Raw genomic sequence first — 16,563 nt, forward strand, 5'->3', positions numbered from 1 at the left:
AACTTAAACAATGATGAGATGAACAGGAGTTACACCATGAAATTCAACTTGAAAGCGCTACCTTTAGCTATTTCAGTCGCTATGCTACCTGCATACGTCGCAGCTGAAGAAACAAGTGATGAAAAAATCGCTAAATTAGAGCAGCAAGTTCAATCGCTTCAAAAAAGTCAAACAGAAAGTTTAGCTGAACGCTTTAGCTTTAACGGCTTTATCAGTGCTGCGTATGTTAGTTCTGATAACAGTGCTGGATACAATGGTGCGACGACTAGCGCAGACTTCACTGAAGATTCAAAAATGGGTTTGCAAGGTACATTTAATATTTCAAACCAAACAACTGCAGTTATGCAACTTATGATGCGTGGCAGCAATGACTGGGAAGTGGAAGCTGAATGGGCTTATCTTGCACACAGTTTTGATAACGGCGTAAAAATCCGTGGTGGTAAATTACGTGTTCCACTATTTATGTACTCAGATTACTTAGATGTGGGTTACGCACAACCATTCGCTCGTCCGCCTTCAGAAGTTTATTCACAAGTGCCGTTTTCATCTTACACAGGTGGTGATATTGCATATGATTACGAATTAGAAGACTCGACGCTAACAATACAAGCATTTGGTGGTGAATCTGTCATTGATGAGCAGGATGAAGGTCTTGATATGGACCTGTCTAATTTAATGGGGTTAAATGCTTCATGGACTGACTTAACTTGGACTTTCCGCGCTGTATATGGACAAGCAGAGCTTGATGGTCTTGCAGGTGCGGGGCTAATTACTGTCGATAATGAGCATGCAGCATTTGTCGGTTTAGGTGGTAGTTATGACAATGGTAACTGGATTGCTGTAGCTGAATGGACAACCGTTGAAATTGATGGTGTTTTACCTGATTCAGAATCTGCATATCTAACTCTTGGTTACAGAATTAACGAGTTTACCCCTTACGCAACAGTTGCTTATGTTAAAACAACTGACGAAAGTGAGCGCAGCAGCACACCTCCATTAGCTTATGCACTAAATGAAGAGCGTATGGCATATAGCTTAGGTCTACGTTGGGATGCTATTGAAAATGTAGCAGTGAAATTTGATGTTACTTACGCTACTGATTTCGGTGATACCCATGGCGGCTTATCAAACAACAACTTCAACCCGCTTACGGGCAAGTTTATGTACGATGACAGTATGGTATACACAGTTAAATTCGACGCAGTATTTTAAGGAGCGATAAAATGAAAAAGTTAATCTCAATTTTAGCGCTTAGCGTATGTTCAATTATGTCTGCGCAAGCTGCGGTTGTTGTTATTGGTGCGCCAGGTGCTGCTGATATTTCTGCTTCTGATGCTAAAAAATTGTTCCTTGGTAAAGGTTCAAAATCTGCTGTTGTTTACGAACTTGATGAAGGTAACGCAACTCGCTCTGAGTTTCATAGCAGCGTTACCGGTAAGTCAGACTCTCAACTTAAAGCGTTTTGGTCAAAACAGGTATTTACTGGTAAAGGTAATCCACCAGCTACAGTTTCAAACGCTGCGGCGATGAAATCAGCTGTTGCTTCGAATCCAAATGCAATTGGTTATATCGATGAAGCTGATGTAGATGCAAGTGTTAAAGTGATTTTAAAGCCTTAATGTTAAGGCTATAGCTTTATAAGCTATTTCAGTTCTCCCCCCTTCCATTGAAATAGCTTAAAGGGATCTGATGACAAATCAGGTCCCTTTATTTTTTGTTACAAACTAAAACAAGTTTTTGACTTTAAATCAGTAAAATAATCACAAATACCCCTCTAAAAATGATATATAAAAAGCTCAAAATGAAAATATAGAAGCTTAAAGCCAAAAAATCGCTCAAAAGCTCATTTTTAAACCATTCTTATGCAAACAGGGAATAAAATATGAAGGGATTAACCCTCAAGCCGCTTGTTTCAGCCATGGCACTGACGTTAATGTTAAGTGCATGTGCGAACGATAACGCTCAAACGACCACAACAACTCAAGCACCTAACGTTATTGCAAACAATATTATTGAGCAAAATGCCAATAACCCTTTCTTTAAGCCTTATGGCACGTTTATGGAAATCCCTGATTTCGATAAAATTAAAGATGAACACTATTTACCAGGATTCAAGGCGGGTATTGCAGCCCAACAAGCTGAAATAGCCGCTATTGTTGCCAACCCAGAAGCTCCAACTTTTGAAAACACTATCGAAGCGATGGAATTTTCAGGAGCGTTGCTAACTAAAGTTGCCAGTGTGTTCTACAACCTAACAGGTGCGCACACTAATCCTGCGATCCAAGAAATTTCAAAACAAGTGTCACCGATGTTGTCATCTGCAAGAGATGACATTTCACTTAATGACGACTTGTTCAAGCGTGTAAAGGCGGTTTATCTACAAAAAGATGCATTAAACCTCAACACTGCTAAAGCTAAATTATTAGAAGATACTTACAAGCGCTTTACTCGCGGCGGTGCAAACTTATCAGCAGAAGATAAAGACACCTTACGTGCGCTTAATGAACAAATTGGAAAACTAAACCTTGAGTTTGGCGATAATTTATTAGCTGAAACTAATGCCTTTGAATTAGTTATCGACAATGAAGCTGGTTTGGCAGGCTTGCCACAAGATGTGATTGATACTGCAGCGGCCACAGCGACAAAACGTGGCCATGATGGCAAGTGGGTATTTACCACACAGCGCCCTTCTATTACGCCATTTTTAACTTACGCTGAAAACCGTGATTTACGTGAAGCTATTTTTAAGGGTTACATTGAAAGAGCTAATAATGATAACGCTAATGATAACAAAAAAGGCTTAGCTAAAATTGCGGCGCTTCGCGCTGAAAAAGCAGCATTAATGGGTTACAAAACCCATGCTCACTTTGTGCTTGAAGAGCGCACAGCAAAAACACCTGAAAACGTGTATGGTCTGCTTGATAAAGTATGGCCAGCTGCACTGGCGCAAGCCAATGCTGAAGTGAAAGACATGCAAGCATTAATTGATAGTCAAGGTGGTGACTTTAAGCTTGAAGCATGGGATTGGTGGTATTACTCTGACCAAATTCGTGTCGCTAAATACAGCTTTAATGAACAACAAACACGACCTTACTTTTCATTAGAAGCGACCTTAGATGGCGTATTCTATACTGCTAACCGTTTATTCGGTATCACAGTAAAAGAACGTACTGATTTACCTAAATATCACCCAGATGTTAGAACATGGGAAGTTTACGACAAAGATGGTTCTTTCTTAGCTGTATTTATGGGTGATTATTACGTTCGTGACAGTAAACGTGGCGGCGCATGGATGAATTCATATCGTAAGCAATACAATATGAATGGCATTGATTCTAAGCCTATTATTGTTAACGTTTTAAACTACCCTCAACCAACTGGTGATGAGCCTTCATTACTTACATTCGACGAAGCTAGTACCCTATTCCATGAGTTTGGTCATGCCCTTCACGGCATTTTGTCTGACGTAGAATATGCATCGCAAGCCGGTACGGCTGTACCACGCGATTATGTTGAGTTCCCATCACAAGTGATGGAAAACTGGATGACGCAGCCTGAAGTATTAGCTCAGTTCGCTAAGCACTACAAAACTGGCGAAGTGATTCCACAAGAGTTGGTAGAAAAGATTCAAGCAGCAAGTAAGTTCAACCAAGGCTTTGCCACGGTTGAGTACATGGCGGCAACCAAATTAGATTTAGACTGGCATACGCTCAATGACAACACAGTGCATGATGCCGCTAAATTTGAAGCTGAGTCACTTGCTAACATGGGCTTAATTAAAGAAATCGCCCCTCGTTATCGCAGTACTTATTTCTCGCATATTTTTGCGGGTGGTTATTCTGCGGGTTATTACAGCTACTTGTGGTCTGATATCTTAGGTGCTGATGCATTTGAAGCATTCAAAGAAAATGGCATATTTGACCCAGCCACTGCGCAAGCATTTAGAGACAATATTTTATCTCAAGGTGGTAGCGCCGACCCTATGGATCTTTATCGCCAATTCCGTGGTAAAGATGCGGGTATCGAGCCACTGCTAAGAAGCCGTGGTTTACTAGAAGATAAGTAATTTACCTTCATTAATTTAAAGGCGCTTCGGCGCCTTTTTTATTGGTTAAAAATAGAATAGCGATAAGTTTGATGATTAAGAAATGAAATCCGTTCCTTGATATACATTCATTTATGAGGAGCTATCTAATTCTGATGCTTCGACAAATCGCATCCATTGTTTACATTAATAGCATTTATTGCTGCATCTCATTATTTTTACAAAATAACGGACTTTTTTTAGCTTTAGCTGAACATAACAGCAACACAGCAATAGAGTTTATATATAATCCACCGCAACATATTCAATTACATCAATAATGGCTTCTCAAAATATAGAGCAGATAAAAACCAAGCTCTGGGGTCAACAAAGAGAGACTTTATGAACAAACATGCTTTATTAATCTTGATATCTGCAGGCTTCATCATAGGCTGTAATACACCAAACAATAATCAAACTGCAGTTGAAGTAGAACTTCGGGTGCTTGAGACTAGCGACCTTCACGCTAATATCATGGATTACAACTATTACCGTGGCCAAACTGACGATACGATTGGGCTAGCCCGAACTGCAACCTTAATCCATGAAGCCAGAGCTGAGGTTAAAAATAGCGTACTCGTCGATAATGGTGATTTGCTTCAAGGCAGCCCAATGGGAGATTATATTGCCGATAATTACTATGCAACCAATCAACTAGCCGATACTCACCCCGCTTATAAAGCGATGAATACCCTAAATTATGATGTCGGAAATATCGGTAATCATGAATTTAACTATGGATTACATTTTTTAGATTTAGCGACTCAAAAAGCCAACTTTCCTTATATTAGCGCCAATGTTTACTGTGAAGTCGATGATTGCTTTAGAAATGTGAAAGCCAATCAGCCATTATTTGATCCATATATTATAAAACAACAAAATGTGCTCGATAAAAATGGCCAACAGCACACGATCAAGATTGGTTACATCGGCTTTGTTCCACCACAAATTAAAATTTGGGATAAACAAAACCTTGAAGGTAAAGTGATTGCCCGTGGCATTGTTGAATCAGCTAATCGCTACGTACCTGAAATGAAAGCAGCTGGCGCAGATATCATTATTGCCATCCCGCACTCTGGTATCGGTTCATCAGAAAACCCAAGTGATATGAGTGCAGAGAATGCGACATGGGCATTAACGACTGTAGAGGGCATTGACGCCATTATGTTCGGCCACAGCCATTCAGTATTCCCAAGCGCACAATTTGCCGGTGTTGCCAATGTAGATATAGATAAAGGCACCATCAACGGCGTTGCGGCAGTCATGCCAGGCCGCTGGGGCGATAACTTAGGAGTTATTGATTTAACACTGAGTTACCAATCAGATATGTGGAAAGTTGTCGATAGTCAATCGCAAGCTAGACCTATCACTACTCGCGGCAGCGAAGGACCTGCGCAAGCGGTTAAAGCTGACGCTCATATCCATCAGGCGGTTAAAAGCGAACATCTGGGCACCCTCGATTACGTTAGTGCGCCAATCGGCCATTCATCTACCGACATGTATAGCTTTTTATCTTTAGTCCAAGACGATCCAACCGTGCAGATTGTATCAAACGCACAAATTGCAGCACTCAAAACAGCTGCTGCGAATATTGACTATCTTAAAAATCTACCCGTCTTATCTGCTGCTGCGCCTTTTAAATCTGGAGGGCGTCACAGTACTCCTGCAGATACCTTTAGTTATGTAGAAGTGCCAGAAGGTAAATTAATGTATAAAAACGCTGCAGATCTCTACCTTTATCCAAATACCATGGTTGCAGTAAAAGTAACTGGCGCACAAGTGAAAGACTGGCTTGAGTGTAGCGCTAATCAATTTAACCAAATTGATCCTACTTCGACTGCTGCTCAAAGCTTAATTAACTGGGACACGCACAGAACCTATAACTTTGATGTCATCGACGGTGTTAAGTACAAAATTGATGTGACTCAACCGACCAAGTTTGATGGAGATTGTGCTGTTGTTAATGCAGATGCAAACCGTATTGTTGACTTAAGTTATACCGATGCTGACGGGGTTGTTTTCACTCGTGATGAGTTAGCTGCTAAAGAGTTTATTATTGCTACTAACAATTTCCGTGCGTTTGGCAGTAAATTTGCAGGAACAGGCGCTGATTTTGTCGTCATGGAGCTACCTGATACTAACCGTGAAGCATTAGCTAGATACATCGCTGATGAGTCAGAAGCCAATGGAAAAGTCGACCCAAGTGCAGATAATAACTGGGAGTTCGTTACTATTGATACACAGACAAAACTTGATATTCGTTTTGAAACTCAAAATAGTGCTACGGCAGATAAGTTTGTTGAAGATTATCAAGTTCGACCAATGACAAAACGAACAGACTTAATCGATGAGTTTGGTTTTGCAATCTACAATATTGACTTACAGCAGTAATTCAATTTTTACATCAGGTCTAATAATGCGCAATGCATTGAGTTGTTGATGAAAAACAGTAAAGAGGCGCCTTAGGCGCCTTTTTTAATTAACATTCTAGTCAGTTAGAACAGTTAATCATCCAACTCAAACAATCTAGCCATGGTTTTTATATGATTTAGTGGCACTTTGTGACTATTCCTTTGGGCACATAATTGTTGATGTTGAGGATCCTTTGGGCTCCCAATCAACATCACCCTTACCTGATAGCCTAACGACTTTGCAGCAGCTTCGTAAGCCATGAACTCCCATTTAGCCACATTGGTATTGTCACAGATCACTGTGGGTTCATTATTCGCCATCGCATTTATAAATGCGGTTAAATTTGCTTGATGATACTGACTTAGAAGCTTAGGGTTAAATTTGTAATGCCCCTCTTTTACAAAAAAACTATCGGTTGAGAAATAACCGTACTGCTTAATATGATTAGCTTGCTCAAGACCCAATCCTTTAAGATAAGTATTCACCCAATAAGACTTACCGCTTCCTGGCAAGCCACGCATGATAATTGCCAGGTTGCCTTGTTGGTCACTCATATCGTTTCTCGTTGTAAATTGTTAGCAGTATTAAGGGCTAGTTGGTTAAAAACAAGGCTCAGCTAGTACTATCATCAAGCAGATAGAGCACTGGCTAGTTGCTGATTAAAAGACTGATTACCGACTGTCTCGCCCTCTAAAATAGTATCAACTAACTGCGGCACAATATCACCCGCTTTACCGGTTAAATGATATTGAAACTGGCTATGTCTGTCTGCTTCGACTAAATTGACTTCAACTGTTTGCGCACCATGATGATTAGCACTATCAACAAACCCAGCAGCAGGATAAACCGTGCCAGAGGTACCAATAGCAATAAACAAATCACAGGTATCTAAAGCATCGTGGATCCTATCCATGCCAAAAGGCATTTCACCAAACCAGACAATATGCGGTCGTAAGCGTTTAGCTGGAATACAACAGGTACAGCAGTTATCTTCACTAAAAGGCTCACGTAACACAAAAGTCTGCAGTGATTGAGGACAGCGTCCTTTAGACAATTCCCCATGCATATGCAATAAACGTTTCGAGCCAGAACGCTCATGCAAGTCATCGACATTTTGAGTTATCACCAGTAACTTACCTGGGAATTCCGCTTCTAATTTGGCTAAAGCATCGTGTGCAGGATTAGGTTTAACTTCACCACTATGAAGATTCTCCCAGCGGCTATTGTAAAACCTTTCGACAAGGTCAATATCACGAGCATACCCTTCTGGTGTTGCTACATCTTCAATATGGTGTTGTTCCCACAGACCATCTTGGTCACGAAAGGTCTTAATACCAGACTCAGCTGAAATACCTGCGCCAGTTAAGACCACAATCTGCTGATACATATTGATTTCCTTATTTTTATTATATGAAGCCAGATGCTAATACCATATCATCAAGCAACAGGTTTCGTCTTTAGCTTTGAAATACGATCTGAATGACGTTAACGCTTATACTGATATAAATACGCAATACACTCAATAATCCCTTAGTATAAGTAAGACTATTGTCCATTTATTAACTTAACTGTTCGATTTGAGCAAAAGATGGAAGAAAATTCATAGTTATATACCGATTAACTTCGATGAAAGGTTCCAGTTTGGTATTACACCACATATAATGATCTCAACTATCCACGGAAGAACCGCTAAGGTTCTGCAATCAAGAGATTAGCAATGACAGATGGAAATCAAGCACTCAAAAAAGCAGGATTAAAAATTACCCTGCCACGAGTCAAAATTCTAGAATTGATGCAAGCCCCTGAAAACCAACATATCAGTGCTGAAGATTTATACAAAAAGTTACTCGATATTGGCGAAGAAATTGGCTTAGCCACTGTCTACCGTGTATTAAACCAATTTGACGACGCTGGCATTCTAAACCGTCACCACTTTGAAAGTGGTAAAGCAGTATTTGAAATGTCGACTCAAAAACATCATGACCACTTAGTGTGTTTAACCTGTGATAAGGTAATTGAATTTTCAGACGATGTTATCGAGCGCCGTCAAGATGAAATAGCAATGCGTCATAATATTAAGCTGACTCACCATAGCTTATATTTATACGGCCACTGCACTAATGATGAATGTGATCACGCAGACGAATAACCTTTCGTAGAACTGATTATTTAGTCATTAAAAAACCAGCAAATTTGCTGGTTTTTTTGTATAAGGCTTTAAAATTAAATTATAAATCCATTTGATACAGATGCACTTTGGCGCCTTGATATTCATTTTCTTCATGAATATGCATGCCTAACTTTTTAGCTATCGCTTCAGAGCCTATATTGCCATGTAAAATCAACGCTATAACAAGATCGATATTATATTGCGGTTTTAAAGTCTTAACCGTCGCTTCTGCGGCTTCAAAGCCAATCCCTTTACCCCAATACTCAGGGAAATATCGATAGCCAAGCTCAACCTTGTCATACTCAGGAATATATTTAGGCCCACAAAAACCTATCACTTTATCATCTTGTTTGTGGTGTACAGCCCAGCGCCCAAAGCCATGTTCTTGATATGCCGACATAATGATATTGTGGTATACCTCTTCTGCCTGACTGATATCAGTTAACGGATCTTGTGGAATGTAAGTCAGTACTTCAGGAATACTATTCATTAAATAAATTGATTCAAAATCGCCTTCATTGAACGGACGTAATATTAATCGGTCGGTTTCAGTAATAATCTCAGCTAATTTTGGCGGTGTAATTTGTATCATGATAATCCTTAATCAATGAGGTTAGCCAATAAAAATCGATATATAAATAGAGACTTACAAGTGATAATGTTTACATTACTTTGATTAAAACATATCGAGAATACCTAGGCTAGATTGGATCAAACGAATATTGTTTAATGCTAATCTATAGGCAACAAAAAAGGCGCCCCAAGGCGCCTTTTAATCAATTAACTGTTATTAGCAAACAGTTATTTCCAGCTTGAATTACCAGCCAGTTTTAGTACGTAAAGCTTTACCAATGTCAGCTAAAGAGCGAACGGTGCTTACGCCAGCAGCTTCTAATGCAGCAAACTTATCTTCAGCAGTACCTTTACCGCCAGCGATAATTGCGCCAGCATGGCCCATACGCTTACCTTCTGGTGCAGTAACACCAGCAATGTAAGATACAACAGGCTTAGTTACGTTAGCTTTGATGTATTCAGCAGCTTCTTCTTCAGCAGTACCACCAATTTCACCAATCATTACGATTGCTTCAGTTTGTGGATCGTTTTGGAACATTTCCAATACGTCGATGAAGTTAGTACCAGGAATTGGGTCACCACCGATACCTACACAAGTAGATTGGCCGAAACCTTCATCAGTAGTTTGCTTAACCGCTTCGTACGTTAATGTACCAGAACGAGAAACAATACCCACTTTACCAGGCTTGTGGATGTGACCAGGCATAATACCAATCTTACATTCACCCGGAGTGATAACACCTGGACAGTTAGGACCGATCATGCGAACGCCAGTTTCTTCAAGCTTAACTTTAACTTGAAGCATATCTAACGTAGGGATGCCTTCAGTAATACAAACGATTAGCTCAATGCCACCGTCGATTGCTTCAAAGATAGCATCTTTACAGAAAGGGGCTGGTACATAGATAACAGAAGCAGTAGCGCCTGTTTCAGCAACAGCATCTTTAACAGTGTTAAAGACAGGAAGGCCTAAATGAACTTGACCGCCTTTACCTGGAGAAACACCGCCAACCATTTTAGTACCGTAAGCAATTGCTTGCTCAGAGTGGAAAGTACCTTGGCCGCCAGTGAAACCTTGACAGATAACTTTAGTATCTTTGTTAATTAATACGGACATTATTTGCCCTCCGCAGCAGCAACAACTTTCTCAGCAGCATCAGTTAATGATACAGCTGCGATGATATCAAGATCAGAACCTGCAAGAACTTCACGACCTAATTCAGCGTTAGTACCTTCAAGACGAACAACAACGGGTACTTCAACGCCAACTTCTTTCACAGCGCCGATAATACCTTCTGCGATCATGTCACAACGAACTATACCGCCAAAGATGTTAACAAGAACGGCTTTAACATTTGAATCAGAAAGAATGATTTTGAATGCTTCAGCAACACGTTCTTTAGTTGCTCCACCGCCTACGTCTAGGAAGTTAGCTGGCTTGCCACCGTGTAAGTTTACGATGTCCATAGTACCCATTGCTAGGCCTGCACCGTTAACCATACAACCAACATTTCCGTCTAGTGCAACGTAGTTAAGTTCAAACTTAGCTGCATGTGCTTCACGAGCATCATCTTGTGATGGATCGTGGAATTCACGGATTTTAGGTTGACGGAATAAAGCATTACCATCGATACCAATTTTGCCATCAAGACAGTGAATGTTGCCTTCGTCAGTGATAACAAGCGGATTGATTTCAAGTAAAGCGAAATCATGGTCTTCGAACATCTTAGCAAGACCCATGAACACTTTAGTGAACTGCTTCATTTGAGTTGGGTTTAAACCTAACTTGAAGCCAAGATCACGTGCTTGGTAAGGCTGTGGACCTGCTAATGGATCGATGATTGCTTTGTGAATCAACTCAGGAGTTTCTTCAGCAACAGTTTCAATCTCAACGCCACCTTCAGTTGATGCCATAAATACAACACGACGTGTTGCACGGTCAACAACTGCACCAAGGTATAATTCGTTTGCGATATCAGTACAGCTTTCAACTAAAATTTTAGCAACCGGCTGGCCTTTTTCGTCAGTTTGGTAAGTCACTAAGTTCTTACCTAACCAGTTTTCAGCAAATGCTCTGATTTCTTCTTTATCGCCGGTAACTTTAACGCCACCTGCTTTACCACGGCCGCCTGCGTGTACTTGACACTTAACAACCCACATATTACCGCCAATGTGACCAGCAGCTTCTACCGCTTCTTGGGCTGTATCGCAAGCGAAGCCTTCTGAAACTGGTAAACCATATTCGGCAAATAAGGATTTTGCCTGATACTCATGCAAATTCATGATGATCTATCCATATACTTCTTAAAAAATCCTACTGGCTCTTATGAGCCAGCTACGAGGGTACTGTCTAGTTGACTCTTACAGGTCAAGCAATAGACGTGTTGGGTCTTCAAGGAAGTCTTTAATAGCAACCAAGAATCCAACTGACTCACGGCCATCAACAATACGATGGTCGTAAGATAATGCTAGGTACATCATAGGTTGAATAACAACCTCACCATTCACAGCCATTGGGCGATCTTTGATAGCATGCATGCCTAAGATTGCGCTTTGTGGAAGGTTTAAAATCGGAGTCGACATCAATGAACCGAATACGCCACCGTTAGTCACTGTGAAGTTACCACCAGTCATATCTTCAACTGATAATTTACCATCACGGCCTTTAAGGGCTAATTCGCGAACATTCTTTTCGATTTCAGCAAGACTCATTGTATCTGTATCACGTAATACTGGGGTAACCAGACCACGTGGTGTTGATACCGCAATACTGACGTCGAAGTAGTTGTGATAAACAATTTCATCACCGTCAATTGACGCGTTAACTTCAGGGAAACGCTTAAGCGCTTCAGTTACCGCTTTCACGTAGAAAGACATGAAACCTAAACGGATACCGTGACGCTTTTCAAAGATTTCTTGATACTGCTTACGGATGTCCATGATTGGTTGCATGTTGACTTCGTTGAACGTCGTTAACATTGCCGTTGAGTTTTTAGCTTCAAGTAAGCGATTAGCAATCGTCTTACGTAAACGCGTCATAGGAACACGTTTTTGGCTGCGACCTTCTAAAGGTGCTACAGGCGCAGGCGCTGCTGCAGGTTTCGCTGCTGGAGCTGACTTAACGAATGCTTCAACATCTTCTTTAGTGATACGCCCACCAACACCGCTGCCTTTTACCTTGCTTGCATCAATATTATGCTCTGCAATTAGACGGCGTACTGAAGGGCTTAGTGCATCATTTGACTCATCAGATTCTGCAGCAGGAGCAGCAGCTTCAGCTTCAGCTTTCGTTACTTCTTGGCCTGAAACTGCACCAGCAACAAAGTTAGCAATAACTTGTTCACCAAGAACGGTTTCACCGTCTGGGAATAGTATTTCACTTAGAGAACCATCTTCTGGCGCAACAACTTCTAGAACCACTTTATCAGTTTCAATATCAACTAGATTCTGGTCACGAGAAACCTGTTCTCCAGGTTGCACATGCCATGTCGCGATAGTCGCATCAGCAACTGATTCTGGCAAAACGGGTACCTTAATTTCGATACTCATGGAAAGCTTTCCTTTTTATAAATTTTATTACGACAGTTTTAATGCGCTATTGATTAATTCTTCTTGCTGGCGAGCATGCAGAGCCGGATAACCACAAGCTGGTGCAGCAGATGCTTCACGACCAGCGTAAGTTAATTGTGCGCCTGCAGGAATCGCTGCCCAGAAATGATGTTGGCTACAATACCAAGCACCCTGGTTTTGCGGTTCTTCCTGACACCATACAAAATCTTTAACATGCTGATATTCAGCAAGTGCTGCTTGCATTTCTTCTTGTGGGAACGGGTACAGTTGTTCCACACGTAAAATAGCAACATTTTCGATTTCTTGTTTGCGACGTTTGTCGAGCAACTCGAAATAAACTTTACCGCTACAGAAGACAACGCGATCAACCTTGCTCGCGTCTAATGCATCAAGTTCACCAATTACACTCTGGAAACCACCATTTGCAAGTTCATCAAGTGATGACACAGCTAACGGATGACGCAGTAATGATTTAGGTGACATCACCACAAGAGGACGACGCATAGGACGTACAACTTGACGACGCAACATGTGATAAACCTGAGCCGGTGTTGAAGGAACACACACCTGCATATTATGGTTAGCACATAGTTGTAGGAAACGTTCTAGACGAGCAGATGAATGCTCTGGGCCTTGGCCTTCATAACCATGAGGTAGCAGCATAGTTAGACCACATAAACGGCCCCACTTCTGTTCACCTGATGATAAGAATTGGTCGATTACCACTTGAGCACAGTTAACGAAGTCACCAAACTGCGCTTCCCAGATGGTCAATCCGCCAGGTTCTGCAGTTGCGTAACCGTATTCGAATGCTAATACTGATGCTTCTGATAATACTGAGTCAATAATATCAATCTCACCTTGCTCATCAGCCACATTACGTAATGGCAAATAAGTGGTACCGTCGTTTTGATTATGCAATACAGCATGACGATGGAAGAAAGTACCGCGACCTGAGTCTTGACCAGTAATACGAACACGTTTGTTATCTTCTAAGATAGACGCATAAGCTAAGGTTTCAGCAAAACCCCAATCCAATGGTTTTTCACCATTCGCCATTGAGACACGGTCTTTATATATCTTGGCAACACGCGACTGAAGCTTATGGCTTTCAGGGATATCGACAATTTTCTGCGCTAAATTATTTAAACGCTCAAGTTTCATCGATGCTTGATAGCTTTCATCCCACTCACGGTTTAAATAAGGCGTCCAGTCCACTGTATGCAGTGTCATTGGGCGCCATTCTTTAACCACACAATCACCCGCATCTAACGAGTCACGGTAAGTGTTGACTAAACCTGTCACGTCATCAGCAGAAATACTGCTTTCTTCGATTAAGCGATCCGCATAAATCTTACGTGGCGTTGGATGTTTTTTGATTTTTGCGTACATCAACGGCTGTGTAGCACTCGGCTCATCAGCTTCGTTATGGCCATGACGGCGATAACAAACTAAATCAATCACCACATCACGTTTGAATTCGTTACGGTAATCCACAGCTAACTGCGAAATAAAGGCGACAGCCTCTGGGTCGTCAGCATTTACGTGGAAAATAGGTGCCTGAACCATCTTCGCAATGTCGGTACAGTATTCAGTTGAACGTACATCTTCATGGTTTGAAGTTGTGAAACCAACTTGGTTGTTGATAACGATACGAATACTACCGCCAACTTTAAAACCACGAGCTTGAGACATGTTGAATGTCTCTTGAACGATACCTTGACCTGTAATTGCCGAGTCACCATGAATGGTGATTGGCATCACTTGTAAACCGTCTGTACAGCCGCGACGATCTTGTCGAGCACGAACTGAACCAATAACCACTGGGTTAACGATTTCAAGATGTGAAGGGTTAAATGCTAACGCTAAATGAACATTGCCACCTGGCGTTTCAAAATCTGATGAGAAACCTTGGTGATATTTAACATCACCTGAACCTTGAATTTCATCATGCTTACCTGCGAATTCGTCAAATAACTCAGCAGGACGCTTACCTAAAACGTTTACTAACACGTTTAGACGACCACGGTGAGCCATACCTACGACGATTTCTTTGGTGCCCGCTTCACCTGCGCGATATAAAATCTCACGCATCATTGGGACTAAAGCATCACCACCTTCAAGTGAGAAACGTTTTGCGCCTGGGAATTTCGCGCCAAGGTATTTTTCCATACCTTCAGCAGCGTTTAGGCCTTCTAAGATACGTTTCTTAGTGGAGTTGTCATAATTTGCTTTACCTAAAGATGGTTCAAGACGTTGTTGAATCCAACGCTTTTCATCCGTATCGGTAATGTGCATGTATTCAGCACCGATAGAACCACAATATGTGCTCTTAAGGGCATGAACAATGTCTGCTAATTTTAATGTGTCACTGCCGTATGCAAATGAACCCGTATTGAATTCACGTAGCATGTCTTCAGCATCAAGACCGTGAAATGCAGGGTTTAATTCCTGTACTGCTTCACGCTGCCATAAACCTAATGGATCTAGGTTAGCATTTTGATGTCCACGGAAACGGTGAGCATTAATAAGTTGGAGAACTTTAACTTGCTTAGCATCTAATTCAGGGTCGGTTACACGGCTGGCGCCTTTGGCACGACTTTCTAATGCTAAACTGCGGAAATAATCACGTACTTTAGAGTGTGCAGCTTCAGGTATATCTTGAGAAGTACCGTTTACCGCAGGGAGATTATCAAAAACGACTTGCCAATCAGCAGAAACTGAACTTGGATCTTCTTGATAGGCTTCGTACATCTCTTCTACGTAAGTCGAATTTGAGCCACTCAAATGTGACGATTCGAGCCAAGCTTTCATGATGCCTTGGTGCATTACTTTTCCTTACAAACTTGATACACGTGCTTCGCCATAATCATAATTACGATACCTAGTGCACCGCAATCGAATCGTATCTAACTATATAATTTTATAGAGTTAAATACAAAGGTCTTCCTAATACACACAAAAAGCCATCCTCAATGATGAAGATGGCTCTCATCAAGAGCTATTTAAGCGATAATCTAAGCTCTACACTGTGCATTTATACTGCTCGCTTCAGAAGCATTGACTTAATATGGCCAATAGCTTTAGTTGGGTTTAGCCCTTTAGGACAAACATCAACACAGTTCATAATACCGTGACAACGGAATACACTGTAAGCATCGTCTAGACCAGATAAACGTTCTTCAGTCGCAGTGTCGCGGCTATCGATTAAGAAGCGATATGCATGGAGTAAACCACTTGGCCCGATAAATTTATCAGGGTTCCACCAGAATGATGGACAAGCAGTAGAACAACAAGCACACATGATACATTCATACAAACCATCTAGATGAGCACGCTCTTCTGGTGACTGTAAATGTTCACGAGCCGGAGTTTTCTCATCATTGATAAGAAACGGCTTAATTTTTTCATACTGAGTATAGAACTGAGTTAGGTCGACGATTAAATCTCGTACCACAGGCATGCCTGGTAAAGGACGAATTTCAATTTTCTTACCTTTGAAGGTAGAAACAGGCGTGATACACGCAAGACCGTTCTTACCATTCATGTTAACGCCATCACTACCACAAACACCTTCACGGCATGAGCGTCTAAAAGATAACGACGTGTCTAACTCTTTCAGCTTCATCAGTGCATCCAGTACCATCATATCGGTACCTTCTTCCACTTCTAAGCTGTAATCCTTCATATAAGGCTTAGCATCTACATCAGGATTGTAGCGATAAACTGCAAATTCCAATTTCATCTCAACGAC

The 16,563-nt window shown here is 41.2% G+C and carries 13 protein-coding genes; 5 read left to right on the plus strand and 8 right to left on the minus strand.

Going from position 1 to position 16,563, the window contains the following annotated elements; genetic code table 11:
* Positions 1 to 36 precede the first annotated feature (36 nt).
* From LMH66_RS07015 to LMH66_RS07030, 4 genes are all read left to right on the plus strand, one after another.
* On the plus strand, positions 37 to 1,212 hold the full coding sequence (locus LMH66_RS07015) for a hypothetical protein (RefSeq protein WP_229369055.1): 1,176 nt from the start codon (positions 37 to 39) through the stop codon (positions 1,210 to 1,212).
* Positions 1,213 to 1,223: 11 nt separating this feature from the next.
* Positions 1,224 to 1,619 (plus strand): phosphate ABC transporter substrate-binding protein, encoded by a 396-nt coding sequence (locus tag LMH66_RS07020; RefSeq protein WP_229369056.1) that lies wholly within the window; start codon positions 1,224 to 1,226, stop codon positions 1,617 to 1,619.
* 263 nt (positions 1,620 to 1,882) lie between these two features.
* On the plus strand, positions 1,883 to 4,066 hold the full coding sequence (locus tag LMH66_RS07025) for a M3 family metallopeptidase (protein WP_229369057.1): 2,184 nt from the start codon (positions 1,883 to 1,885) through the stop codon (positions 4,064 to 4,066).
* A 360-nt stretch (positions 4,067 to 4,426) separates the two neighbouring features.
* Entirely contained in the window at positions 4,427 to 6,475 is a 2,049-nt protein-coding gene (locus LMH66_RS07030; protein WP_229369058.1) for a bifunctional 2',3'-cyclic-nucleotide 2'-phosphodiesterase/3'-nucleotidase, read from the plus strand.
* Positions 6,476 to 6,588: 113 nt separating this feature from the next.
* On the opposite strand, the gene LMH66_RS07035 is transcribed toward LMH66_RS07030, so the two are convergent.
* Positions 6,589 to 7,050, minus strand: a complete 462-nt coding sequence (locus LMH66_RS07035) for an AAA family ATPase (protein WP_229369059.1) — start codon at positions 7,048 to 7,050, stop codon at positions 6,589 to 6,591.
* 74 nt (positions 7,051 to 7,124) lie between these two features.
* Complete coding sequence (gene cobB, locus LMH66_RS07040; RefSeq protein ID WP_229369060.1) at positions 7,125 to 7,883, minus strand: Sir2 family NAD+-dependent deacetylase; 759 nt, start codon at positions 7,881 to 7,883, stop codon at positions 7,125 to 7,127.
* Positions 7,884 to 8,213: 330 nt separating this feature from the next.
* On the opposite strand from cobB, the gene fur reads away from it, so the two are divergent.
* A complete protein-coding gene (fur, locus tag LMH66_RS07045) occupies positions 8,214 to 8,645 on the plus strand; it encodes a ferric iron uptake transcriptional regulator (protein ID WP_102528510.1) in 432 nt (143 codons plus the stop codon).
* Between the two features lie 79 nt (positions 8,646 to 8,724).
* On the opposite strand, the gene LMH66_RS07050 is transcribed toward fur, so the two are convergent.
* The 6 genes from LMH66_RS07050 to LMH66_RS07075 form a co-directional block, all read right to left on the minus strand.
* A complete protein-coding gene (locus LMH66_RS07050) occupies positions 8,725 to 9,225 on the minus strand; it encodes a GNAT family N-acetyltransferase (protein ID WP_229369106.1) in 501 nt (166 codons plus the stop codon).
* A gap of 258 nt (positions 9,226 to 9,483) precedes the next feature.
* The gene (gene sucD / locus LMH66_RS07055) at positions 9,484 to 10,356 is read right to left on the minus strand and encodes a succinate--CoA ligase subunit alpha (RefSeq protein WP_102528511.1); all 873 of its coding nucleotides are present in this window, start codon (positions 10,354 to 10,356) and stop codon (positions 9,484 to 9,486) included.
* A complete protein-coding gene (gene sucC / locus LMH66_RS07060; protein ID WP_102528512.1) occupies positions 10,356 to 11,522 on the minus strand; it encodes an ADP-forming succinate--CoA ligase subunit beta in 1,167 nt (388 codons plus the stop codon). Before sucC ends, sucD begins: the two co-directional genes overlap by 1 nt.
* A gap of 78 nt (positions 11,523 to 11,600) precedes the next feature.
* On the minus strand, positions 11,601 to 12,788 hold the full coding sequence (gene odhB / locus LMH66_RS07065; RefSeq protein ID WP_229369061.1) for a 2-oxoglutarate dehydrogenase complex dihydrolipoyllysine-residue succinyltransferase: 1,188 nt from the start codon (positions 12,786 to 12,788) through the stop codon (positions 11,601 to 11,603).
* A gap of 27 nt (positions 12,789 to 12,815) precedes the next feature.
* A complete protein-coding gene (gene sucA, locus LMH66_RS07070) occupies positions 12,816 to 15,638 on the minus strand; it encodes a 2-oxoglutarate dehydrogenase E1 component (RefSeq protein WP_102528514.1) in 2,823 nt (940 codons plus the stop codon).
* A gap of 208 nt (positions 15,639 to 15,846) precedes the next feature.
* A complete protein-coding gene (locus tag LMH66_RS07075; RefSeq protein WP_102528515.1) occupies positions 15,847 to 16,554 on the minus strand; it encodes a succinate dehydrogenase iron-sulfur subunit in 708 nt (235 codons plus the stop codon).
* Positions 16,555 to 16,563: the final 9 nt, after the last annotated feature.

The organism is Shewanella sp. 10N.7 (assembly GCF_020806285.1).
Taxonomy (GTDB): domain Bacteria; phylum Pseudomonadota; class Gammaproteobacteria; order Enterobacterales; family Shewanellaceae; genus Shewanella; species Shewanella electrodiphila.

Bases quoted from the DNA above. Each gene is read 5' to 3' on its own strand.
- fur (WP_102528510.1), top strand. From the start codon at position 8,214: ATGACAGATGGAAATCAAGCACTCAAAAAAGCAGGATTAAAAATTACC.
- LMH66_RS07035 (WP_229369059.1), bottom strand. From the start codon at position 7,050: ATGAGTGACCAACAAGGCAACCTGGCAATTATCATGCGTGGCTTGCCA.
- odhB (WP_229369061.1), bottom strand. From the start codon at position 12,788: ATGAGTATCGAAATTAAGGTACCCGTTTTGCCAGAATCAGTTGCTGAT.
- LMH66_RS07030 (WP_229369058.1), top strand. From the start codon at position 4,427: ATGAACAAACATGCTTTATTAATCTTGATATCTGCAGGCTTCATCATA.
- LMH66_RS07020 (WP_229369056.1), top strand. From the start codon at position 1,224: ATGAAAAAGTTAATCTCAATTTTAGCGCTTAGCGTATGTTCAATTATG.
- sucA (WP_102528514.1), bottom strand. From the start codon at position 15,638: ATGCACCAAGGCATCATGAAAGCTTGGCTCGAATCGTCACATTTGAGT.
- sucC (WP_102528512.1), bottom strand. From the start codon at position 11,522: ATGAATTTGCATGAGTATCAGGCAAAATCCTTATTTGCCGAATATGGT.
- LMH66_RS07025 (WP_229369057.1), top strand. From the start codon at position 1,883: ATGAAGGGATTAACCCTCAAGCCGCTTGTTTCAGCCATGGCACTGACG.
- LMH66_RS07015 (WP_229369055.1), top strand. From the start codon at position 37: ATGAAATTCAACTTGAAAGCGCTACCTTTAGCTATTTCAGTCGCTATG.
- sucD (WP_102528511.1), bottom strand. From the start codon at position 10,356: ATGTCCGTATTAATTAACAAAGATACTAAAGTTATCTGTCAAGGTTTC.
- cobB (WP_229369060.1), bottom strand. From the start codon at position 7,883: ATGTATCAGCAGATTGTGGTCTTAACTGGCGCAGGTATTTCAGCTGAG.
- LMH66_RS07075 (WP_102528515.1), bottom strand. From the start codon at position 16,554: ATGAAATTGGAATTTGCAGTTTATCGCTACAATCCTGATGTAGATGCT.